Consider the following 20,599-nt stretch of genomic DNA (forward strand, 5'->3'; position numbering starts at 1 on the left):
GACCGGGTTTCTTTCTTCAGTTGCAAGTACCCACAACTGGAAACGGTCGCTGTACCTGCATCAAATCAGGCATGTCCCGCCATTTGATCCACGCGTGATGCTGGTAATGCAGCAATGGCACCGTGACGCCGGCCCAATTCAAGGCACTCAGGCTCGGCAAGTTTTCCACCGCCGTTGTCTGTGCATTTCGCAGCATCGGCACAACCTCGTGACTCAACCATTGCCTCAAGTTGCGGTTTTCCGGAATGAAGTGGTGAACCAGCAAAGCGTACGCCCCCGACTCGCTGACCATCAGTGACTCTAGGGTTTTGCCTCCTTTGAGCAACAAGACATGGCGACGCTGATCGGGATCGAGCTTTTGGATCAGTCGTTCATTCAGCGGTTTGCCCATTAGGCGACCCAGATCCTGGACGCAGAACCAGGCTTGATGGTCCTGCATGAAGGTATGGAGGAAGCGGTTGTGGCGGGTGAAAGCGGTGGGGGTGAAGCAGGGATGTGTTTCAGATGGATTTGATGTGTGGTTAAGCATGTTACGACTCCATGTTGAAAAAGGAGCCGCCACTAAATCCTTCGACAGATTTGGGTGGCGGACCGTGTGGCGTTCGAAGTCGGGACATTCTCGTTCAACATGGAAGCCATGAGAGGCCCGCGCCACACGGCCCACCATAGAGTGAAACTGAAAGGCAAAAAAATGCCCCAGTTCATATGGGGGCGCGGATGCGCCATGTTGATGAGTTACCGGCTTCGACTCCGGATCGCTGATTTGGCAGCGAAGGGGACAAAGCCTATCGGTCAGGCGCTCGCGGCGCCAAGTCTACTCCGGGGACGCTGCTCGTAGGAATGAGAGTCTTCGCAAGCAGGCAAGGTCTGTAGGAATTTCCTGTTTTTGCATCGAGCGTAGGCAAACAGTACCTAAAGTGAATTTTTCCGTTATCTGTTCAATAAATGATGACGCGCAACTCTTCTCGATAGATGGCGGTTGCAGATGTTTAGGCTGGGTATTACTTTGTTTTGACTAGTAATACTCGTGGGGAAAAATATGTCGACTATGACCAGCAAAGGCCAGGTAACCATTCCTAAGCCTATTCGAGATGCATTGCATCTGACGCCGGGGTCGGACATTGAATTCAGTGTCAATGAACGAGGCGAAGTGGTGCTGCACAGTGCCAGGGTCAAACACGGCAAGGCGAATGCTCCGGATAGATTTGATGCGGTGCGAGGCAAAGCGGACATCAAATGGCGAACAGATGAACTGATGGCTTTACTTCGTGGGGACGATTGATGGTGTTGGTTGATACGAATGTTCTGATCGATGTGCTGGAAGACGATCCGGATTGGGCCGAATGGTCTATCCAGCAGCTCCGCGCCCAATCCCGGGTTCATGAACTAGCGATCAACCCAATTATCTATGCCGAGCTGTCTCAGACGTTCTCAACATTTGAAGCGTTGGATGAAGTGGTGAATCAACTCGGAGTGGTGATGCAGGAGGTCCCACGCCCAGCGTTATTTCTGGCTGGTAAAGCATTCGTTCGATATCGGAAGCTGGGTGGTAGCAAGCACAATGTGTTGGCAGATTTTTTCATTGGCGCCCATGCGGCCGTGAAAAAGCTTCCACTGCTTACGCGAGATGCCAGGCGATATCGCAGCTATTTCCCTTCAGTTAATTTGATTGTTCCTAACTGAACTGAAATAAATCTCGGTAATAAATTGAGTCGTGTGGGCTGACATGGTCTGGCAAAGAGAGCAGAACTCTACCCGGGTGACAGGGTTAATACCCTTTTCTGTGAAAGTAAAACCGCCTTTAGGGGCGGTTTTTTTATGTCTATCCAAATGCTCGATAAGACGCTTTAGCAACTGAACCTTGCCTGCATCGCTGCAGGCAAGGTGTCCGAGCGAAGAACTATTAGCGACTCACCTTCCACGCATCCCCCGCAGGCGCCGATCCGTGGTCATACGGTTTGGCAATCCACATGTACAGCAGCCCCAGACCAATCACGATCGCAGTACTCAGAACCATGGCGTAGTTGATGTACCACGCCGCGTCCGGAGTACGTGGCCAGGCCATGTTGATGATGGCGCCGATGCCGTAGGCCAGCGCGCCGATGTTGACCAGCCAGCCCCAGGCGCCGAGGGTAAATTTGCCGCTCGGTTTCCAGCCTTTCATGCGTGCGTACAGCGCGCCGAGCACGATCATCTGGAAGGCCAGGTAGATGCCGATGGCAGCGAAGCTGACGATGGTGGCGACGGCATCCTGCAGGAAGAAGCCGAGGACGATGATCAGCGCTGGCAGGATGCCAGACACGAACAGAGCGGCAACCGGCACCTGGGTGTGAGGCGAAATCTTCTTCAGCAACCGGCTGCCGATCACCATTTCATCCCGAGCGTAGGAGTACAGCAGGCGACTGGCTGCCGCTTGCAGGCTGATAACGCAGGAGATGAAGGAAATCATCACCACGCCCATTACCATTTTCGAACCGACCGGGCCGAAGGCGTTGTTGAGGATGGTGCCCACCGGGTCCTTGTCGGTGCCGTCGATCACTGCATTCATGTCTGGCACGGCGAGGATCAACGCCAGGCAGGCGAACATGGCCGCGATACCGCCGATGTAGATGGTCATGCGCATGGCCACCGGGATTTTCTTGCTCGGGTTCGGGGTTTCTTCGGCCACGTCACCGCAGGCCTCGAAGCCGTAGTACAGGAACATCCCCGCCAGCGAGGCGGTGAGGAAGGCGGGCAGGTACGAACCGTTGACACTGATGTTGAAGGTGTCGAACAGCACGCCGATCGACTGATGACGCTCGAAGATCAGCAGGTAAACGCCAACGATCACCGCGCCCACCAGTTCGCAGAGGAAGCCGAACATGGCAATGCGCGCCAGCACCTTGGTGCCGCTGAGGTTGACCAGGGTGGCGAACAGCGTCAGCACCAGGGCGATGACGATGTTGGTGTTGTTGCTCGGCTCAAAACCCAGCATTGCCGCCAGATAGGGGCCGGCGCCAACCGCGACCGCAGCGATGGTCACGCACAGGGCAATGGAGTAGATCCAGCCAACCATCCACGCCCAGCGCTTGCCCACCAGGCGACGGGCCCACGGGTACACGCCACCGGAAATCGGGAACTGCGAAACCACCTCACCGAAGATCAGGCACACCAGCAACTGGCCGCAACCGACCAGCAGATAGGCCCAGAACATCGGTGGACCGCCAGCGGCGAGGCACAGGCCGAAGAGGGTATACACCCCAACGACCGGCGAGAGATAGGTGAAGCCCAGGGCGAAGTTTTCCCACAGGCTCATGCTGCGGTTGAAGTTGGAGGTGTAACCCAGTTTGCGTAGTTGCTCGGCATCGCTGTCGACAATGGCTGCAGTGAGATCGGATGATGAACTCATGTGTGTTTTCTCCGGAAAATCGGCAGATTTCGGATGTCCGAAACCGTGGCGCAGTCTTGAGGACGCCGCCAGGATCGGTGGTTATTGTTGTGTTTGAAACCTGGTGGTGCGTAATGCCGGTTTCGGCCTTGAAACCGAGGTGACGCCATCACTTGTAGGCGCCGGCTTGCTGGCGATAGAGCAACGCGGTGTGTCAGATACACCGTCATCGCTGGCAAGCCAGCTCCTACAGGGCTAGTGCTTGAACATCACATGGCGAACGACGGTGTAGTCCTCCAACCCATACATCGACATGTCCTTGCCATAACCGGACAGCTTCTGACCGCCGTGAGGCATTTCGCTGACCAGCATGAAGTGCGTGTTGACCCAGGTGCAGCCGTACTGCAAACGGGCCGACAGACGATGGGCGCGACCCACGTCGGCGGTCCACACTGAGGACGCCAGGCCGTAGTCCGAATCGTTGGCCCACGCCAGCACTTGTGCCTCGTCACTGAATTTGGTCACGGACACCACCGGCCCGAACACTTCGCGGCGCACGATCTCGTCGTCCTGCTGAGCGTCCGCCAGCACTGTCGGTTCGAAGAAGTAACCATTGCCGTCGACGGGTTTGCCGCCGGTGATCAGGCGAATATGCGGTTGCGCAATCGCACGTTCGACGAAGCCTGTGACGCGGTCGCGGTGTTGCGCGGTGATCAGCGGGCCGAGTTCAGTCGAAGGATCATCCTGCACGCCGTACTTGATGCTGCTCACGGCGGCGCCGAGCTTCTCGACGAACTTCTCGTAGATGCCTTCTTGCGCGTAAATGCGGCAGGCGGCGGTGCAGTCTTGCCCTGCGTTGTAGAAACCGAAGGTGCGGATACCTTCGACGGCGGCGTCGATGTCGGCGTCGTCGAAGATGATCACCGGCGCCTTGCCGCCCAGTTCCATGTGCATGCGTTTGACGCTGTCGGCGGTGCTGGAAATGATGTGCGAGCCGGTGGCGATCGAGCCGGTCAGCGACACCATGCGCACTTTCGGGTGGGTGACCAGCGGGCTGCCCACGGTAGGACCGCGGCCAAACACCAGGTTGAGTACGCCAGCCGGGAAAATCTCCGACGCCAGCTGCGCCAGGCGCAGAGCGGTCAATGGCGTTTGCTCCGACGGCTTGAGCACTACGGTGTTGCCGGCAGCGAGGGCAGGGGCGATTTTCCAGGCGACCATCATCAGCGGGTAGTTCCACGGCGCGATGGAAGCGATCACACCCACCGGGTCGCGGCGGATCATCGAGGTGTGGCCGGGCAGGTATTCGCCACCGGCCGAACCGCTCATGCAACGGCTGGCGCCGGCGAAGAAACGGAACACGTCGGCAATCGCCGGAATCTCGTCGTTTAGCGCTGCGCTGTAGGGTTTGCCGCAGTTGTCCGATTCCAGCTTCGCCAGTTCTTCGCCATGGGTTTCGATGGCGTCGGCGAGCTTGAGCAGCAGCAGCGAGCGTTCTTTGGGTGGGGTGTGGGACCAGCTGTCGAACGCAGCATCGGCGGCACGCACGGCGGCATCGACCTGGGCTTCGCTGGCTTCGTTGATTTCCACCAGCACACGGCCCTGCGCCGGGTTGAACACCGGCTGCGCGGGACCTTCGCCGTTGACCAGTTGGCCGTTGATCAAGAGTTGGGTTTGCATGGCATTGTCCTCTTCAGAACTGTTGTTATTGTTCCCTGTAGGAGCGAGGCTTGCCCGCGAACAGGCCATCACATTCGACATGGATGGTGGCTGATACACCGCCTTCGCGGGCAAGCCTCGCTCCTACAGGATTGAGTTCTTTCAATGGGTATTGAGTGATCTGTTACTTCCCACCACTCCCCGCAACGCTTTCACCGCCACGGGTCAGGTAATAGGCGCCGAGAATCGGCAGCATGGTCACCATCATTACCAGCATCGCCACGACGTTGGTCACCGGCACATCCCGTGGGCGGCTGAGCTGGTTGAGCAGCCACAGCGGCAGGGTCCGTTCGTGACCTGCGGTGAAGGTGGTGACGATGATTTCGTCGAACGACAGTGCGAACGCGAGCATGCCGCCGGCCAGCAACGCCGAGCCGAGGTTCGGCAGGATGATGTAGCGAAAGGTCTGCCAACCGTCGGCGCCGAGGTCCATCGACGCCTCGATCAGACTGTGAGAAGTGCGGCGCAACCGGGCAATGACGTTGTTGTAGACGATCACCACGCAGAAGGTTGCGTGGCCGACGATGATGGTGAACATCCCCGGCTCGATCCCCAGCGTCTTGAAGGTCGCCAGCAGCGCGATCCCGGTGATGATCCCCGGCAGGGCAATCGGCAGGATCAGCATCAGCGAGATGCCTTGCTTGCCGAAGAAGTCCCGGCGGTACAACGCCGCCGACGCCAGGGTGCCCAGCACCAGAGCGATCAGCGTGGCGATCGAGGCGATTTGCAGCGACAGCTTGATCGCTTCCAGCACGTCGGGCCGCGCGAACGCCACGCCGATCCACTTCAGGGTGAAGCCCTTGGGCGGAAAGCTGAACGCCGCGTCTTCGGTGTTGAAGGCGTACATGAAGATGATCAGGATCGGGAAGTGCAGGAACACCAACCCGCCCCAGGCTGCGATTTTCAGGCCTAAAGAGGCTTTCTCAGAGTGCATCGAAGGCCCCCAGACGTTTAACGATGGACAGGTAGATGGCGATCAGCACGATCGGCACCAGCGTGAAGGCGGCGGCCATCGGCATGTTGCCGATCGCGCCCTGCTGGGCATACACCATGCTGCCTACGAAATAGCCCGGCGGACCCACCAGTTGCGGCACGATGAAATCGCCCAGGGTCAGCGAAAAGGTGAAGATGGAACCGGCGGCAATCCCCGGCACCGACAGCGGCAGGATCACCTGCATGAAGGTCTGGCGTGGCTTGGCGCCGAGGTCGGCGGACGCTTGCAGCAGCGACGGCGGCAGGCGTTCCAGCGAGGCCTGGATCGGCAGGATCATGAACGGCAGCCAGATGTACACGAACACCATGAAGCGCCCCAGGTGCGAGGTCGACAAGGTGCTGCCGCCCACTCCCGGAATGCCCAGCACGAAGTGCAACAGCGATTCCAGCCCCATGTGCTGGACGAACCACTGTGCCACGCCGCCCTTGGCCAGCAGCAAGGTCCAGGCATAGGCCTTGACGATGTAACTGGCCCACATCGGCATCATCACCGCGATGTAGAAAAACGCCTTGGTTTTGCCAGTGGTGTAGCGCGCCATGTAGTAGGCAATCGGGAACGCGACGATGGCGCTGGCGATGGACACGACGATGGCCATGCTCAAGGTGCGCAGGATGATGTCGAAGTTCGAGGGCTGGAACAGTGCGGTGAAGTTCGCCAGGGTCAGTTCCGGCGTGACCGCCATGGTGAAGTCGTCGAAGGTGTAGAAACCCTGCCACAACAACGTCAGCAACGAGCCCAGGTAGATCGCGCCGAACCACAGTAGCGGCGGCACCAGCAGCATCGACAGGTACAGGTTCGGCCGGCGATACAGCAGGTTGGAAAACCTGCGTAGTGCGGAGCCGCCCGCTGTCGTTTGAGAGATAGTCATGGTGTTCATCTCACATCCCGCTCGCCAGGGTGTCGTGCAGCGGGATCATGGCCTCACGGGCCCAGCGCGCGGTCATGCGTTGCCCGGTCTGGTGCTGGGCGCTGGTGTCGAGCCATTGGTTATTGGCCTGGCTGATGTTCAGGGTCTGGCCGTTATCCAGCTTCAGTTCATAGCGGGTGGCGCTGCCCTGGTACTGGATGTCGTGCAGCAAGCCGCTGACTTCGATCTCGTGGCTGGCCAGCGGGCCATTGGCGAAACGCACGTGTTCGGGGCGAATCGAAAATGGCTGTGGATTGCCGCTCAACTCACGGGCCAGGTCGCCGCGAATCACGTTGGAGGTGCCGACGAATTCGGCGACGAACGTGGTTGAAGGTTTCATGTACAGGTTGCGCGGCGAATCGACTTGTTCGATGCGGCCCTTGTTGAACACCGCGACGCGGTCGGACATCGACAGCGCTTCGGTCTGGTCGTGGGTGACGAAAATGAAGGTGATGCCGAGCTGGCGCTGCAGCTTCTTCAGTTCGCCCTGCATTTGCTCGCGCAGCTTCAGGTCCAGGGCGCCGAGTGGTTCGTCGAGCAGTAGTACCCGCGGGCGGTTGACCAGGGCTCGGGCCAGGGCCACACGTTGGCGCTGGCCGCCGGAAAGCTGCACCGGCTTGCGCTCGCCGTAGCCGCCGAGGGCGACCATATCGAGGGCTTCTTCGGCGCGCTTGAGGCGTTCGCCCTTGGCCACGCCTTTGACTTTCAAACCGTAGGCGACGTTGTCGCGTACGTTCATGTGCGGGAACAGCGCGTAATCCTGGAACACGGTGTTCACGTCACGCTGATACGGCGGCAGCCCGGCGGCTTCTTCGCCATGAATACGGATCGAGCCCGCGCTCGGTTGTTCAAAACCGGCGATCAGGCGCAAACAGGTGGTTTTGCCCGAGCCCGAAGGGCCCAGCATGGAGAAAAACTCGCCGTCCTGGATGTCGATGGAAACCCGGTCAACGGCCTTCACTTCGCCGAACTGACGGGAAACGTTGGTGAACTGGACTGCAAGCGTCATGGTGCGGTGCTCCGAAAAGGCGCGCTTTCTAAAAATCTGAATCCGATGTGGCGTTGAAAAGATCGCAGCCTTCGGCAGCTCCTACAGGATTTGCAGAAGACGCCGAATTTGCGGTGCCTGCGGTCGGTGTAGGAGCTGCCGCAGGCTGCGATCTCTTGATCTTAAAGGGCTCAGCGACCGCCCATGATCGCGATGTAATCCTGGGTCCAGCGGCTGTACGGCACGAACTTGCCGCCTTCGGCCTGCGGGGTTTTCCAGAAGGCGATCTTGTCGAAATTGTCGAAACCGTTGGTCTTGCAACCTTCGGCGCCGAGCAGTTCGCTCTCCTTGCACGCCGCCGGAACCGCTGGCAACGAGCCGAACCAGGCCGCTACGTCACCCTGGACTTTCGGTTGCAGCGACCAGTCCATCCACTTGTAGGCGCAGTTGGGGTGCTTGGCATCGGTGTGCATCATGGTGGTGTCGGCCCACCCGGTGGCGCCTTCTTTGGGGATGGTCGAGGCGATCGGCTGTTTCTCGTTCACCAGGCCGTTGACCTGATACGGCCAGGCGCCGGACGCGACCACGCCTTCGTTCTTGAAGTCGCTCATTTGCACGGTGGTGTCGTGCCAGTAGCGGTGGATCAGCGGCTGCTGGGCGCGCAACAGATCGAGTACCGCCTTGTATTGCTCTTCAGTCAGTTCGTAGGGGTTCTTGATCCCCAGTTCCGGCTTGGCGGTTTTGAGGTACAGCGCCGCGTCGGCGATGTAGATCGGGCCGTCATAGGCTTGAACGCGGCCCTTGTTCGCTTTGCCATCCGGCAGGTTTTCGGCGTTGAACACCACGCCCCAGCTGTCCGGCGCGGTCTTGAATACGTTGGTGTTGTACATCAACACGTTCGGGCCCCACTGGTACGGGGTGCCATAGACCTGCTTGTTGACCACGTACCACGGCGCATCTTTGAGGCGTGGGTCGAGGTTCTTCCAGTTCGGGATCAGCGCGGTGTTGATCGGCTGCACACGCTTGCCGACGATCAGGCGCAGGGAGGCGTCGCCGGACGCCGTGACCAGGTCGTAGCCGCCCTTGGCCATCAGGCTGACCATCTCATCGGAGGTGGCGGCGGTCTTTACGTTGACCTTGCAGCCGGTTTCCTTCTCGAAGCCGGTGACCCAGTCATAGGCCTTGTCGCTTTCGCCACGTTCGATGTAGCCGGGCCACGCCACAATATCCAGCTGGCCTTCGCCAGCGCCGACAGCTTTGAGCGGCTCGGCGGCCTGAACGCCGGCACTGGCCAGCAGCGCTGTGGTGATTGCACTGAGCAGTGCGGTCTTGTGCACGAACATGGGGTTTCCCTCTTCTTTAAATTATGGTCGGGGCAGTTTTGAACGTGGTGAAGCATGCCGTTGACGGCTCGTTATTAGCGTAGTCAGAGATGTTGCCCGTGGCGCGCCATGATGTGCCGCACCACGCTGTAATCCTGAAGCGAATCGCTGGACAGGTCCTTGCCGTAGCCCGAGCGCTTGAGGCCGCCGTGGGGCATTTCGCTGACCAACATGAAATGGCTGTTGATCCAGGTGCAGCCGTACTGCAAGCGCGCAGCGACCTGCATCGCCTTGTCCAGGTTCTGGGTCCAGACCGAGGACGCCAGGCCGTATTCCGAATCGTTGGCCCAGTCCACGGCTTGTTCCAGTTCGTCGAAACGAGTCACGGTCACCACTGGCCCGAACACTTCGCGCTGGACGATTTCGTCACTTTGTTTGCAACCGGCCAGCAAGGTCGGTTGGTAAAAGAAACCGGCGCCGGAATGCACCGCTGCACCAGTGACTCGCTCGATGTGCGGCTGGCCCAGGGCGCGCTCGACGAAGCTGGCCACGCGGTCGCGCTGACGGGTGCTGATCAACGGGCCGATTTCGTTATCGCCATCGCGCTTGCCGGCGAAGCGCAGGCTGCTCACCGCTGCGCCAAGTTCCGCTACCAGGCGGTCGTGAATGCCTGCCTGGGCATACACCCGGCACGCAGCGGTGCAATCCTGGCCGGCGTTGTAGTAACCGTAAGTGCGCACGCCTTCGACCACGGCCTGGATGTCGGCATCGTTGCAGACGATCACCGGGGCCTTGCCGCCCAGTTCAAGGTGGGTGCGCTTGAGGGTTTTTGCTGCCGCCTGGAGGATTTTCTGCCCGGTGACGATATCGCCGGTCAGCGACACCATGCGCACTTTGGGATGACTGACCAGATGGCTGCCGACGCCTTCACCGCCACCGCACACGATGTTGATTACACCGCGCGGCAGGATTTCGGCTAACGCCGGGGCCAACGCCAGGATCGACAGCGGCGTGTGCTCCGATGGCTTGAACACCAGGGTGTTGCCGGCGGCCAGGGCCGGAGCGATTTTCCACGCGGCCATCATGATCGGGTAGTTCCACGGCGCAATCGAAGCCACCACGCCAATCGGGTCGCGGCGCACCATGCTGGTGTAACCCGGCAGGTATTCGCCGCTGAGCTGGCCGGTCTGGCAACGCACGGCACCGGCGAAGAAGCGGAACACGTCGACGGTGGCCGTCAGGTCATCCTGACGGGCCAGGTGCAACGGCTTGCCGCAGTTCAGGGCTTCGAGGCGGGCCAGCAGGTCGGCGTTTTTTTCGATGGCGTTGGCGATGTCCAGCAACAGGTTCGAGCGTTGCTGCGGCGTGGTCCGCGACCAGCCTGCAAACGCGCGGTGGGCGGCAAGGATGGCGGCTTCGACTTGTTCGGTGCTGGCTTCGGCGATCTGCGTGAGGACTTCGCCGGTGGCCGGGTTGAGGATTGGTTCGACAAAACCCTGGCCCGCGACCAATTCGCCATCGATCAACAACGCGGTGAACAGCGGGGTCTGTGCGCCAGCCATCTTTCGGGTTCTCTTTTCTTGTAAGGCCATGCTGCTCCCTGTGACTGGGGCCGGCCGTCTTTATTAGTTGAATCAAGACTAGTGCGCGGGCCCGAGGTCTACAAATTCTAAATACTGAAGGTGGCGTTCGATTAAATAGATGGCTTACGCCCGCCGTGGGGTTGCTCTCGGGCCACCGTCAGGAATGGGTCCACCAGCGCCGGGCGTGCGGTACCGCGACGCCAGGCCAGGCCGACGTCGAGGGTCTGGCTCAGGTCGGCGATCGGCCGCGCTTCGATAATGTCGCCCTCCAGGGACCATGGGCGGTAGGTCATGTCGGGCTGAATCGATACCCCGAGGCCCGCCGCCACCAGGCTTCGCACCGCTTCGGTCGAGGCGGTGCGCAAGGTGATTCGCGGTTGCAGAGAGGCCGCCGTCCACATGCGCTGGGCGTTGCGGTCCATTTCATCGACGTTCAACTGGATCAATGGCTCGCGGGCCACATCGGCGAGGTTGATGCTGTCGTGCTCGAGCAATGGATGCTGGGCCGGCAGCCACAGCCGATGGGGCGAATGGGTCAGCACTTCAGTCTGCAAGGCGTGGCGATCTTCGAGGTTGGACAGGATCAGTACACCGACATCGATCTCGCCGCTGACCAGCAAATGCTCGATGTAAGGACGTTCATCCTCCATCACGCGGATTTCGACGTTGGGGTAGGCGCGCTGGAAACGGGTGAGCAAGTCCGCCAAGTAATAGCCGGCCACCAGGCTGGTCACCCCGACGGTCAACTGCCCGGCTACCTGATCGGTGCTCTGTTGCAAGCTGCGCTTGGCGTTATCGACGGTGGCGAGAATCAGGTGCGCCTGGCGCAGGAACTGATGCCCCTGGTGGGTCAGGGTCATGCCCTTGGCATGGCGGCTGAACAGGCTGACGCCAATCTCTTCTTCCAGTTGCTGGATCGCCAGGGTCAGGGTGGACTGGGAAATGAACGCGGCTTGCGCGGCGGCGGAGATCGAGCCGGTCTCGGCCACGGCGATGAAGTGTCGGATCTGACGCAAGGTCATCATGGAAGGGTACCCGGTGGGCTATTTTTATCGATTTTGTCGAGTGTATATCGAATTTTCTGAAAGCAGCTGCGGACCGCAAGCTTCGGCGGCAAGTGAAAAGCGCAGCAAGCAACATCTGGAAGCACTCTCACGGGCGGGCGTCGGGCACTTTCGATCTAGGCTGGGGGCCTTATCAGCCGGATAAATCTTGTTACGGAGGTGAAGAATGAACACCCGTGGATTGCTCGATCAGCTGTTGAAATCAGGGCAGGAGCTATTGCAGAACAAGGCCGGTGGCACACAGAGCAAGAGCGCCGGCGGCCTCGGCAGCCTGCTTTCAGGGGCGGGCGGCGGCGCTTTGGCGGCTGGCGCGATGGGGTTGCTGTTGGGCAACAAGAAGGCGCGCAAAGTCGGCGGCAAGGTCGCGGTCTATGGCGGTCTCGCGGCATTGGGCGTTCTGGCCTACAAGGCGTATGGAAACTGGCAGGCACAACAGGGCGGTGCGCCGAAGGCCGAGCCGCAGACCCTTGATCGCGTACCGATGGCGCAAGCCGAGCAACACAGCCAGGCGATCCTCAAGGCCTTGGTGGCGGCGGCCAAGGCGGACGGTCACATCGACGAGCGTGAGCGCGAGCTGATCGAAGGCGAATTCACCCGACTCGACAACGACCAGGAGCTACGACACTGGCTCCACGCCGAGCTCAACAAACCTTTGGACCCGAGCGATGTCGCCCGTGCTGCCCGCACGCCGGAAATGGCGGCCGAGATGTACATCGCCAGTGTGATGCTGGTGGACGAGGAGAGCTTCATGGAGAAGTCCTACCTCGATGAGCTGGCGCGTCAGCTCAAGCTGGAGCCGGGGTTGAAGGCCGAGTTGGAGAAGCAAGTGCGGCTGGCTGCTGTGTAAGTCTTGAAACCGCCATCGATCTGTAGGCGCCGGCTTGCTGGCGATGGCGGCGCATTAGTCAGCATGAATGGTGCCTGACACACCGCTATCGCCAGCAAGCCGGCTCCCACAGGATAATTTCACTCACGCCACATCGCTCAATGACCATTCCACCGCCCCTTTGTGCCAAATCACCACTGGCACAGATCCCCCGCGATAGCCGACATTCCGCACCCCAAGCCAATCCCTGTTTTATGCGGGCAGGATGAGCCGTGGCGAGCAACTGTCTTATAAATGGAACACCGCCCTCGGCTATACTCCCCAACATTTGGAAACAACCCGAGGACAGCCTGTGAAGAACTGGACGTTGCGCCAACGCATTTTGGCGAGTTTTGCAGTCATCATCGCCATCATGCTGTTGATGGTGGTCGTCTCGTATTCACGGCTGTTGAAGATTGAAAGCAGTGAAGCCAGTGTGCGTGAGGATGCGTTGCCCGGGGTGTACTACAGCTCCATGGTGCGCAGCGCCTGGGTCGACACTTACCTGCGGGCCCAGGAAATGCTCGGCTTCAAGGCGGGGCAGGGGTTGAGCGCCGAGCAGATGGAAAGCTTCAAGAACTTCCAGGCGCGCCTGGAGGAACAGATGAAGGCCTATCGCGACACCATCACTACCGATGAAGACAAGGTCGAATACGCGGCCTTTGAAAAGCTTCACGATGACTACGACAAAATCCTCGCGACCGTGCTCGATCTGCACAAGCGCAATCAGGACGCCGAAGCGATCCAGTTGTTCAATGAGCAAATGACCCCGGCCTGGGTCGCAGGAAGGATGAAACTCAACGACATCATCCGCGAAAACAAGGTGGTGGCAGACAAAGATATCGCCGCCATTGACGACGCTGTGCTCACCGCCAAGATCATCATGGGCATTTCCCTTGTGATCGCGGTACTGGCCGCCGGCTTGTGCGGCCTGCTGCTGATGCGCGCGATCATGGCGCCGATGAACCGCATCGTGCAGATCCTTGAAGTGATGCGCACGGGCGATCTGAGCGGTCGCCTGAACCTGGAGCGCAAGGACGAATTCGGCGCCGTGGAAACCGGCTTCAACGACATGATGGCCGAGCTGACCTCGCTGGTGTCCCAGGCCCAGCGCTCCTCGGTGCAAGTCACCACCTCGGTCACCGAAATCGCCGCCACTTCCAAGCAGCAGCAAGCCACCGCCACCGAAACTGCCGCCACCACCACCGAGATCGGTGCGACGTCCCGGGAAATCGCCGCGACCTCGCGGGATCTGGTGCGCACCATGACCGAAGTCTCCACCGCTGCCGACCAGGCGTCGGTGGCCGCCGGCTCCGGGCAACAGGGCCTGGCCCGCATGGAAGAAACCATGCACTCGGTGATGGGCGCGGCCGATCTGGTCAACGCCAAGCTGGCGATCCTCAACGAGAAGGCCGGCAACATCAATCAGGTGGTGGTGACCATCGTCAAGGTCGCCGACCAGACCAACCTGCTGTCGCTCAACGCTGCCATCGAGGCCGAAAAGGCCGGTGAGTACGGTCGCGGTTTCGCCGTGGTCGCCACCGAAGTACGGCGTCTGGCGGATCAGACCGCCGTCGCCACCTACGACATCGAGCAGATGGTGCGCGAGATCCAGTCGGCGGTGTCGGCCGGGGTGATGGGCATGGACAAGTTCTCCGAAGAGGTGCGTCGTGGCATGTCCGAGGTGCAGCAGGTCGGCGAGCAGCTGTCGCAGATCATCCATCAGGTGCAGGCGCTGGCGCCACGGGTGCTGATGGTCAACGAGGGCATGCAGGCCCAGGCCACCGGTGCCGAGCAGATCAACCACGCGTTGGTGCAATTGGGCGATGCCAGCAGCCAGACCGTTGAGTCCCTGCGCCAGGCCAGTTTCGCCATCGACGAACTGAGCCAGGTGGCCGTCGGGCTGCGCAGCGGCGTTTCGCGATTCAAAGTCTGATGAGCGAACTGACGGCCAAACGCACGGCGCCCAAGCAGGCGTTGCACGCATTGTTCCTGGTCTTTCGCATTGGCAGCGAACGCTATGCCTTGCAGGCGATCGAGGTGGCGGAGGTGCTGCCGCGCGTCCCGTTGAAACCGATCGCCCATGCGCCACACTGGGTGGCCGGGGTATTCGCTTGGCGCGGTGCCGTGGTGCCGGTGATCGACCTCAGTGCGCTGACCTTCGGTACACCGGCCCAGGCACGTACGAGCACGCGGTTGGTGCTGGTGCATTACCGGCCGGATGAAAGCGCACAGGCGCAGTTGCTTGGGCTGATTCTGGAGCAGGCCACCGACACCTTGCGCTGCAATCCGGCGGACTTTCAGCCCTATGGCCTGGACAATCGCCAAGCCCCGTATCTGGGGCCGGTTCGCAAGGATGAGCAGGGCCTGCTGCAATGGGTGCGAGTCGCCGACTTGCTGGATGAGCGGGTTCGCGCACTGTTGTTCCCTTCGCCGCCGCTGGACCTGGCGTTGCTTGAGGCGCGGCCATGAGCAGTGATCAGCGTTTTTTCGATTTTCTCAAAGAGCGCATCGGCCTTGATGTCGCCTCGGTGGGGCCTGCGATCATTGAGCGCGCGGTGCGTCAACGCAGCATGGCGTCCCAGGTGCACACGGCTGACGAATACTGGCGCACCCTGCAGGGTTCAAGCGACGAGCAACAGGCACTGATCGAAGCGGTGATCGTCCCGGAAACCTGGTTTTTCCGTTACCCGGAATCCTTTGCCACCCTGGCGAAACTGGCGAGCAAACGCCTGGCCGACATCAATAGCCTGCGCGCCCTGCGGATACTCAGCCTGCCATGTTCGACCGGCGAGGAGCCTTACTCGATTGCCATGGCGCTGCTGGATGCCGGGTTCAAACCACACCAGTTCAAAGTCGACGGCATGGATGTCAGTCCGCTGTCGGTGGAAAAAGCCCGGCGTGCGCTGTATGGCAAGAACTCGTTTCGCGGCCAGGACATTGCTTTTCGAGACCGGCATTTCACCGCCGAAAACGAGAGCTACCGTCTGAGCGATCGGGTTGTGGAACAGGTGCGCTTGCAGGTCGGCAATCTGCTCGATCCGGCCTTGCTGGCCAACGAGCCGCCCTATGACTTCGTGTTTTGCCGCAATCTGCTGATCTATTTCGATCAGCCCACGCAAAAGCAGGTGTTCGAAGTTCTCAAACGCCTGACCCATGTCGACGGCGTGCTGTTCATCGGCCCGGCCGAGGGCAGTCTGCTGGGACGTTTGGGCATGCGTTCGATCGGTATCGCGCAATCTTTTGCCTTCAGCCGCCAAAGCAGGGCGGAGCCTGAGCCGCTGCCGGCATTCGCGGCTATACCCCTGCCTTTACCGGTTCCGCAGCCGGTGCGCAACGTCGTCCCGCCGCCGGTAACCCGACGGCCCTTTACCCGCGCTGCACAAGTCCCGCAGGCAGCAACACCGGGCAATGTCGATGCCGCCACGTTGCTGGCGAACATCGCCGCGCTGGCCAACGAAGGCAAAAGTGCCGAAGCCCGCGCCGCCTGCGAACGTTACCTGCGCAGCCATGAGCCGGTGGCCCAGGTGTTCTACTGGCTGGGGCTGCTCAGCGATGTCGCTGGTAGCGTCCTGGAAGCCCAGGGTTTTTATCGCAAGGCGTTGTACCTTGAACCGCAACATCCCGACGCGTTGATGCACCTGGCAGCCTTGTTGCAATCCCAGGGCGACACCGTGGGCGCCAGACGATTGCAGGACCGCGCCGCTCGCAGCGAGCGTGCCGCCGACAGTGAGCGTAAACGATGATCGTCCCCGACACCTTTAACGTCACCCGAGAAGATGCCCAGGCCATCGATGATTGCTGGAACCGCATCGGTATCCGTGGCGACAAGTCCTGCCCGCTGCTGATCGAACATATTCACTGTCGCAACTGCGCGGTGTACTCGGCTGCCGCGACGCGCCTGCTGGATCGATATGCGTTGCAGCAGCAAGAGCGCGAACAGCTGTCCGATGTGCTGGAGAGCGAGGTAAAAACCCGCTCGCTGCTGATGTTCCGCCTGGGTGAAGAATGGCTGGGCCTGGCCACCCGCAGTCTGGTGGAAGTGGCGCCGCAACAAACCATTCATTCACTGCCGCACCAGCGCTCCCGGGCCTTGCTCGGTGTGGCGAACGTACGCGGGGCGCTGGTGGCATGTCTGTCGCTGGTCGAGTTGCTGGGGTTGGACAGCGTCAACAACGTAGCCTCCGGCACGCGGGTCATGCCGCGGATGTTGATCATTGCTGCCAACGGCGGGCCGGTGGTGGTGCCGGTGGACGAAGTGGACGGCATCCACGCCATTGAAGAACGCATCCTCGATGCCGCCTCCCGCGCGGGCAGTCAGGCCAGCGCCAAATACACCCGTGGCGTGTTGCAATTCAAAGGTCGCAGCCTGCGCTGGCTGGATGAAGAACAACTGTTGTCCGCCGTGACCAGGAGCCTTTCATGACCCCTGAGCAAATGCGCGATGCCTCTTTGCTGGAACTGTTCAGCCTGGAGGCGGAAGCCCAGACCCAGGTGCTGAGCGCCGGTCTGCTGGCACTGGAGCGCAACCCGACCCAGGCCGATCAACTCGAATCGTGTATGCGTGCGGCGCACTCGCTCAAGGGCGCGGCGCGGATCGTTGGCGTCGATGCCGGCGTCAGCGTCGCGCATGTCATGGAAGATTGCCTGGTCAGCGCCCAGGAAGGGCGCTTGTACCTGCGTCCCGAGCACATCGATGCCTTGCTGCAAGGCACCGACCTGCTGATGCGCATCGCTACACCGAACAACGCTCCGGGGCCTGCCGATATCGAGGCCTATGTGGCCTTGATGGCGCGTTTACTTGACCCGACAGCGCCTGCCATAGCCGTCGACACCGTTGTCGCGCCGGTGATGGCGGAGCTGCAACTCGAAGCGCCTGCCGCCAAAATCGAAGCGCCGGCCGCCAAAATCGAAGAGCCTTCGCCAATTGCCGAGCCGATTGCGGCTGAGCCTGTGCTTGCGCCGAAAAAGACCAAGCGCACCACCGAAAATGGCGAGCGGGTGCTGCGCGTCACCGCCGAGCGCCTGAACAGCCTGCTCGATCTGTCGAGCAAGTCCCTGGTGGAAACCCAGCGGCTCAAACCGCACCTGGCCACGATGCAGCGTCTCAAGCGCATGCAGAGCAACAGCCTGCGAGCGTTGGAAAGCCTCAACGCCCATCTCAATGACCAAGAACTGAGCCTCGAAGCCAGGGAAGCCCTTGATGACGCGCTCCGGTTGCTGGCGGAGTCCCAGCAATTGCTGGTGGAAAAAAACGCTGAGCTGGACGAGTTTGCCTGGCAGGCCAGTCAGCGCGCGCAGGTGCTGTACGACACGGCCTTGGCGTGTCGGATGCGGCCATTCGCCGATGTACTGACCGGCCAGGTGCGCATGGTCCGCGATCTGGGACGCAGCCTGGGCAAACAGGTTCGGCTGGAGATCGAGGGCGAGAAAACCCAGGTCGATCGCGACGTGCTGGAAAAGCTCGAAGCACCGTTGACGCACCTGTTGCGCAATGCGGTCGATCACGGCATCGAGACCCCGGAACAACGGCTGTTGGCGGGCAAGCCGGAGGAAGGCCTGATTCGTTTGCGCGCCTCCCATCAGGCCGGATTACTGGTGCTGGAACTCAGCGATGATGGCAACGGCATCGACCTGGAAAAGGTTCGCCGCAGCATCGTCGAACGCCAATTGTCCCCGGCTGAGACTGCTGCGCAGTTGAGCGAAGAGGAACTGTTGACGTTTTTGTTCCTGCCGGGCTTTAGCCTGCGCGATACCGTGACCGAGGTTTCCGGACGTGGCGTCGGTCTCGACGCGGTGCAGCACATGGTCCGGCAATTGCGCGGCGCGGTGGTGCTGGAGCAGACGGCGGGGCAGGGCAGTCGCTTTCACCTCGAAGTGCCGTTGACATTGTCGGTGGTGCGCAGCCTGGTAGTGGACGTCGGCGATGAGGCCTACGCTTTCCCGCTGGCCCATATCGAACGCATGTGCGACCTGGAACCTGAGGACATCGTGCAAGTCGAGGGCCGGCAACATTTCTGGCATGAGGGCCGGCACGTCGGGCTGGTCGCCGCCAGTCAGCTGCTGCAACGCCCGGCGAGTCAGAGCGCTCAACAAACCCTGAAAGTCGTGGTGATCCGCGAGCGCGATACGATGTATGGCGTGGCGGTGGAGCGTTTCATTGGCGAGCGGACCCTGGTGGTGCTGCCGCTGGACGAGCGCCTGGGCAAGATTCAGGACATCTCCGCCGGCGCTTTGCTCGACGACGGTTCAGTGGTGTTGATCGTCGACGTCGAAGACATGCTGCGTTCAGTGGACAAACTGCTCAACACCGGTCGGCTGGAACGCATCGCGCGCCAGAGCAATCAGGCCACTGAAGCGGCCCGCAAGCGGATTTTGGTAGTCGACGATTCCCTGACCGTGCGCGAGTTGCAACGCAAGCTGTTGCTCAATCGTGGCTATGACGTGGCGGTGGCGGTCGATGGCATGGATGGCTGGAACGCCCTGCGTTCGGAGGATTTCGATCTGCTGATCACCGACATCGATATGCCGCGCATGGACGGCATCGAGCTGGTGTCGCTGTTGCGCCGGGACAACCGCCTGCAATCGTTGCCAGTGATGGTGGTGTCCTATAAGGATCGTGAGGAGGATCGTCGCCGTGGACTGGATGCCGGCGCCGACTATTATCTAGCCAAAGCCAGTTTTCATGACGACGCCCTGCTCGATGCAGTGGTGGAGCTCATAGGAGGAGCACGGGCATGAAAATCGCAATCGTCAACGACATGCCCATGGCGGTGGAGGCCTTGCGCCGGGCGCTGGCCTTCGAGCCGGCGCACCAGGTGATCTGGGTCGCGGCCAATGGCAAGGAGGCGGTGCAAAAGTGTGCCGAACACACGCCTGACCTGATTTTGATGGACCTGATCATGCCCGTGATGGACGGGGTGGAGGCCACTCGCCGAATCATGGCCGAGACGCCGTGCGCCATCGTCATTGTGACCGTGGATCGCGAGCAGAACGTGCACCGGGTGTTCGAAGCCATGGGGCATGGCGCGCTCGATGTGGTCGACACCCCGGCCTTGGGCGCCGGCAATGCCCAGGAGGCGGCGGCACCATTGCTGCGCAAGATCATGAACATCGGCTGGCTGATCGGCGAGAAAAGTAAACAAGCACCGAGCGCGCCGAGTTCCCTGCGCAGTTCCCCCTCCCGTCAGCGCCTGATCGCCATCGGTTCTTCCGCGGGCGGTCCGGCGGCGCTGGAAGTCTTGCTCAAGGGCCTGCCGCGGGACTTTGCCGCCGCCATCGTATTGGTGCAGCACGTCGACCAAGTGTTCGCCGCCGGCATGGCCGAATGGCTCGCCAGCGCCAGCGGGCTCAAGGTTCGCCTGGCCCGGGAAGGTGAAACGCCACAAAGCGGCACGGTATTGCTGGCCGGTACCAACCACCATATTCGGCTGTTGAAAAATGGCACGCTGGCCTACACCGCCGAACCGGTCAACGAAATTTATCGGCCCTCGATCGATGTGTTTTTCGAGAGCGTGGCCAGTTACTGGAACGGTGACGCGGTAGGCGTTTTGCTCACCGGCATGGGACGTGATGGCGCTCAGGGGCTTAAACTCATGCGCCAGCAGGGCTACCTGACCATTGCACAAGACCAAAACAGCAGTGCGGTGTATGGCATGCCGAAGGCGGCCGCGGCTATCGATGCCGCCGTGGAAATACGCCCGTTGGACAAGATCGCGCCACGATTGCTGGAGATTTTCCCAAAATGACGACCAATAGCAGCAATCCTGGCCCAGGCAGTACTCAGGGAA

The 20,599-nt window shown here is 60.9% G+C and carries 18 protein-coding genes; 9 read left to right on the forward strand and 9 right to left on the reverse strand.

Annotated features, from left to right (window positions below; translation table 11 throughout):
• Positions 1-16 precede the first annotated feature (16 nt).
• Complete coding sequence (locus ABTV22_RS05425) at positions 17-529, reverse strand: BRO-N domain-containing protein (RefSeq protein WP_433738908.1); 513 nt, start codon at positions 527-529, stop codon at positions 17-19.
• 510 nt (positions 530-1,039) lie between these two features.
• On the opposite strand from ABTV22_RS05425, the gene ABTV22_RS05430 reads away from it, so the two are divergent.
• Both ABTV22_RS05430 and ABTV22_RS05435 read left to right on the forward strand, forming a co-directional pair.
• A complete protein-coding gene (locus tag ABTV22_RS05430) occupies positions 1,040-1,282 on the forward strand; it encodes an AbrB/MazE/SpoVT family DNA-binding domain-containing protein (protein WP_433738909.1) in 243 nt (80 codons plus the stop codon).
• Positions 1,282-1,683, forward strand: a complete 402-nt coding sequence (locus ABTV22_RS05435) for a type II toxin-antitoxin system VapC family toxin (RefSeq protein ID WP_433738910.1) — start codon at positions 1,282-1,284, stop codon at positions 1,681-1,683. Before ABTV22_RS05430 ends, ABTV22_RS05435 begins: the two co-directional genes overlap by 1 nt.
• Before the next feature lie 220 nt (positions 1,684-1,903).
• Here ABTV22_RS05435 and ABTV22_RS05440 read toward each other — a convergent pair whose 3' ends face one another.
• The 8 genes from ABTV22_RS05440 to ABTV22_RS05475 form a co-directional block, all read right to left on the reverse strand.
• The gene (locus ABTV22_RS05440; protein WP_433738911.1) at positions 1,904-3,388 is read right to left on the reverse strand and encodes an APC family permease; all 1,485 of its coding nucleotides are present in this window, start codon (positions 3,386-3,388) and stop codon (positions 1,904-1,906) included.
• Between the two features lie 234 nt (positions 3,389-3,622).
• Positions 3,623-5,047: a gamma-aminobutyraldehyde dehydrogenase gene (locus ABTV22_RS05445; RefSeq protein ID WP_433738912.1), complete on the reverse strand. Its 1,425-nt coding sequence runs from the start codon at positions 5,045-5,047 to the stop codon at positions 3,623-3,625.
• Positions 5,048-5,210: 163 nt separating this feature from the next.
• Entirely contained in the window at positions 5,211-6,020 is an 810-nt protein-coding gene (locus ABTV22_RS05450) for an ABC transporter permease (RefSeq protein WP_110966596.1), read from the reverse strand.
• Positions 6,010-6,957 (reverse strand): ABC transporter permease, encoded by a 948-nt coding sequence (locus ABTV22_RS05455; RefSeq protein ID WP_433738913.1) that lies wholly within the window; start codon positions 6,955-6,957, stop codon positions 6,010-6,012. The genes ABTV22_RS05450 and ABTV22_RS05455 overlap by 11 nt, the downstream gene beginning before the upstream one ends.
• A gap of 1 nt (position 6,958) precedes the next feature.
• Positions 6,959-7,996, reverse strand: coding sequence for an ABC transporter ATP-binding protein (locus ABTV22_RS05460; RefSeq protein ID WP_433738914.1), 1,038 nt, complete (start codon positions 7,994-7,996; stop codon positions 6,959-6,961).
• Positions 7,997-8,166: 170 nt separating this feature from the next.
• Entirely contained in the window at positions 8,167-9,318 is a 1,152-nt protein-coding gene (ydcS, locus tag ABTV22_RS05465) for a putative ABC transporter substrate-binding protein YdcS (RefSeq protein ID WP_433738915.1), read from the reverse strand.
• Positions 9,319-9,401: 83 nt separating this feature from the next.
• Complete coding sequence (locus ABTV22_RS05470; protein ID WP_433738916.1) at positions 9,402-10,889, reverse strand: gamma-aminobutyraldehyde dehydrogenase; 1,488 nt, start codon at positions 10,887-10,889, stop codon at positions 9,402-9,404.
• A gap of 101 nt (positions 10,890-10,990) precedes the next feature.
• Positions 10,991-11,905 (reverse strand): LysR family transcriptional regulator, encoded by a 915-nt coding sequence (locus ABTV22_RS05475; protein WP_433738917.1) that lies wholly within the window; start codon positions 11,903-11,905, stop codon positions 10,991-10,993.
• Positions 11,906-12,110: 205 nt separating this feature from the next.
• On the opposite strand from ABTV22_RS05475, the gene ABTV22_RS05480 reads away from it, so the two are divergent.
• From ABTV22_RS05480 to ABTV22_RS05510, 7 genes are all read left to right on the forward strand, one after another.
• Positions 12,111-12,791, forward strand: coding sequence for a tellurite resistance TerB family protein (locus ABTV22_RS05480; RefSeq protein WP_433738918.1), 681 nt, complete (start codon positions 12,111-12,113; stop codon positions 12,789-12,791).
• Positions 12,792-13,122: 331 nt separating this feature from the next.
• Complete coding sequence (locus ABTV22_RS05485; protein ID WP_433738919.1) at positions 13,123-14,745, forward strand: methyl-accepting chemotaxis protein; 1,623 nt, start codon at positions 13,123-13,125, stop codon at positions 14,743-14,745.
• On the forward strand, positions 14,745-15,281 hold the full coding sequence (locus ABTV22_RS05490) for a chemotaxis protein CheW (RefSeq protein WP_433738920.1): 537 nt from the start codon (positions 14,745-14,747) through the stop codon (positions 15,279-15,281). Before ABTV22_RS05485 ends, ABTV22_RS05490 begins: the two co-directional genes overlap by 1 nt.
• A complete protein-coding gene (locus tag ABTV22_RS05495; protein ID WP_433738921.1) occupies positions 15,278-16,555 on the forward strand; it encodes a CheR family methyltransferase in 1,278 nt (425 codons plus the stop codon). The genes ABTV22_RS05490 and ABTV22_RS05495 overlap by 4 nt, the downstream gene beginning before the upstream one ends.
• Positions 16,552-17,235, forward strand: coding sequence for a chemotaxis protein CheW (locus ABTV22_RS05500; protein WP_433738922.1), 684 nt, complete (start codon positions 16,552-16,554; stop codon positions 17,233-17,235). Before ABTV22_RS05495 ends, ABTV22_RS05500 begins: the two co-directional genes overlap by 4 nt.
• The gene (locus tag ABTV22_RS05505) at positions 17,232-19,550 is read left to right on the forward strand and encodes a hybrid sensor histidine kinase/response regulator (RefSeq protein ID WP_433738923.1); all 2,319 of its coding nucleotides are present in this window, start codon (positions 17,232-17,234) and stop codon (positions 19,548-19,550) included. The genes ABTV22_RS05500 and ABTV22_RS05505 overlap by 4 nt, the downstream gene beginning before the upstream one ends.
• Positions 19,547-20,557: a chemotaxis response regulator protein-glutamate methylesterase gene (locus ABTV22_RS05510; RefSeq protein ID WP_433738924.1), complete on the forward strand. Its 1,011-nt coding sequence runs from the start codon at positions 19,547-19,549 to the stop codon at positions 20,555-20,557. The genes ABTV22_RS05505 and ABTV22_RS05510 overlap by 4 nt, the downstream gene beginning before the upstream one ends.
• The last annotated feature ends 42 nt before the right edge of the window (positions 20,558-20,599 follow it).

This window comes from Pseudomonas putida (assembly GCF_050990305.1).
Lineage (GTDB): Bacteria > Pseudomonadota > Gammaproteobacteria > Pseudomonadales > Pseudomonadaceae > Aquipseudomonas > Aquipseudomonas putida_AH.

What these genes read in the sequence shown, in the direction of transcription:
- ABTV22_RS05425 (WP_433738908.1), bottom strand. Translation starts at nt 529, where the DNA reads ATGCTTAACCACACATCAAATCCATCTGAAACACATCCCTGCTTCACC.
- ABTV22_RS05430 (WP_433738909.1), top strand. Translation starts at nt 1,040, where the DNA reads ATGTCGACTATGACCAGCAAAGGCCAGGTAACCATTCCTAAGCCTATT.
- ABTV22_RS05435 (WP_433738910.1), top strand. Translation starts at nt 1,282, where the DNA reads ATGGTGTTGGTTGATACGAATGTTCTGATCGATGTGCTGGAAGACGAT.
- ABTV22_RS05440 (WP_433738911.1), bottom strand. Translation starts at nt 3,388, where the DNA reads ATGAGTTCATCATCCGATCTCACTGCAGCCATTGTCGACAGCGATGCC.
- ABTV22_RS05445 (WP_433738912.1), bottom strand. Translation starts at nt 5,047, where the DNA reads ATGCAAACCCAACTCTTGATCAACGGCCAACTGGTCAACGGCGAAGGT.
- ABTV22_RS05450 (WP_110966596.1), bottom strand. Translation starts at nt 6,020, where the DNA reads ATGCACTCTGAGAAAGCCTCTTTAGGCCTGAAAATCGCAGCCTGGGGC.
- ABTV22_RS05455 (WP_433738913.1), bottom strand. Translation starts at nt 6,957, where the DNA reads ATGAACACCATGACTATCTCTCAAACGACAGCGGGCGGCTCCGCACTA.
- ABTV22_RS05460 (WP_433738914.1), bottom strand. Translation starts at nt 7,996, where the DNA reads ATGACGCTTGCAGTCCAGTTCACCAACGTTTCCCGTCAGTTCGGCGAA.
- ydcS (WP_433738915.1), bottom strand. Translation starts at nt 9,318, where the DNA reads ATGTTCGTGCACAAGACCGCACTGCTCAGTGCAATCACCACAGCGCTG.
- ABTV22_RS05470 (WP_433738916.1), bottom strand. Translation starts at nt 10,889, where the DNA reads ATGGCCTTACAAGAAAAGAGAACCCGAAAGATGGCTGGCGCACAGACC.
- ABTV22_RS05475 (WP_433738917.1), bottom strand. Translation starts at nt 11,905, where the DNA reads ATGATGACCTTGCGTCAGATCCGACACTTCATCGCCGTGGCCGAGACC.
- ABTV22_RS05480 (WP_433738918.1), top strand. Translation starts at nt 12,111, where the DNA reads ATGAACACCCGTGGATTGCTCGATCAGCTGTTGAAATCAGGGCAGGAG.
- ABTV22_RS05490 (WP_433738920.1), top strand. Translation starts at nt 14,745, where the DNA reads ATGAGCGAACTGACGGCCAAACGCACGGCGCCCAAGCAGGCGTTGCAC.
- ABTV22_RS05495 (WP_433738921.1), top strand. Translation starts at nt 15,278, where the DNA reads ATGAGCAGTGATCAGCGTTTTTTCGATTTTCTCAAAGAGCGCATCGGC.
- ABTV22_RS05500 (WP_433738922.1), top strand. Translation starts at nt 16,552, where the DNA reads ATGATCGTCCCCGACACCTTTAACGTCACCCGAGAAGATGCCCAGGCC.
- ABTV22_RS05505 (WP_433738923.1), top strand. Translation starts at nt 17,232, where the DNA reads ATGACCCCTGAGCAAATGCGCGATGCCTCTTTGCTGGAACTGTTCAGC.
- ABTV22_RS05510 (WP_433738924.1), top strand. Translation starts at nt 19,547, where the DNA reads ATGAAAATCGCAATCGTCAACGACATGCCCATGGCGGTGGAGGCCTTG.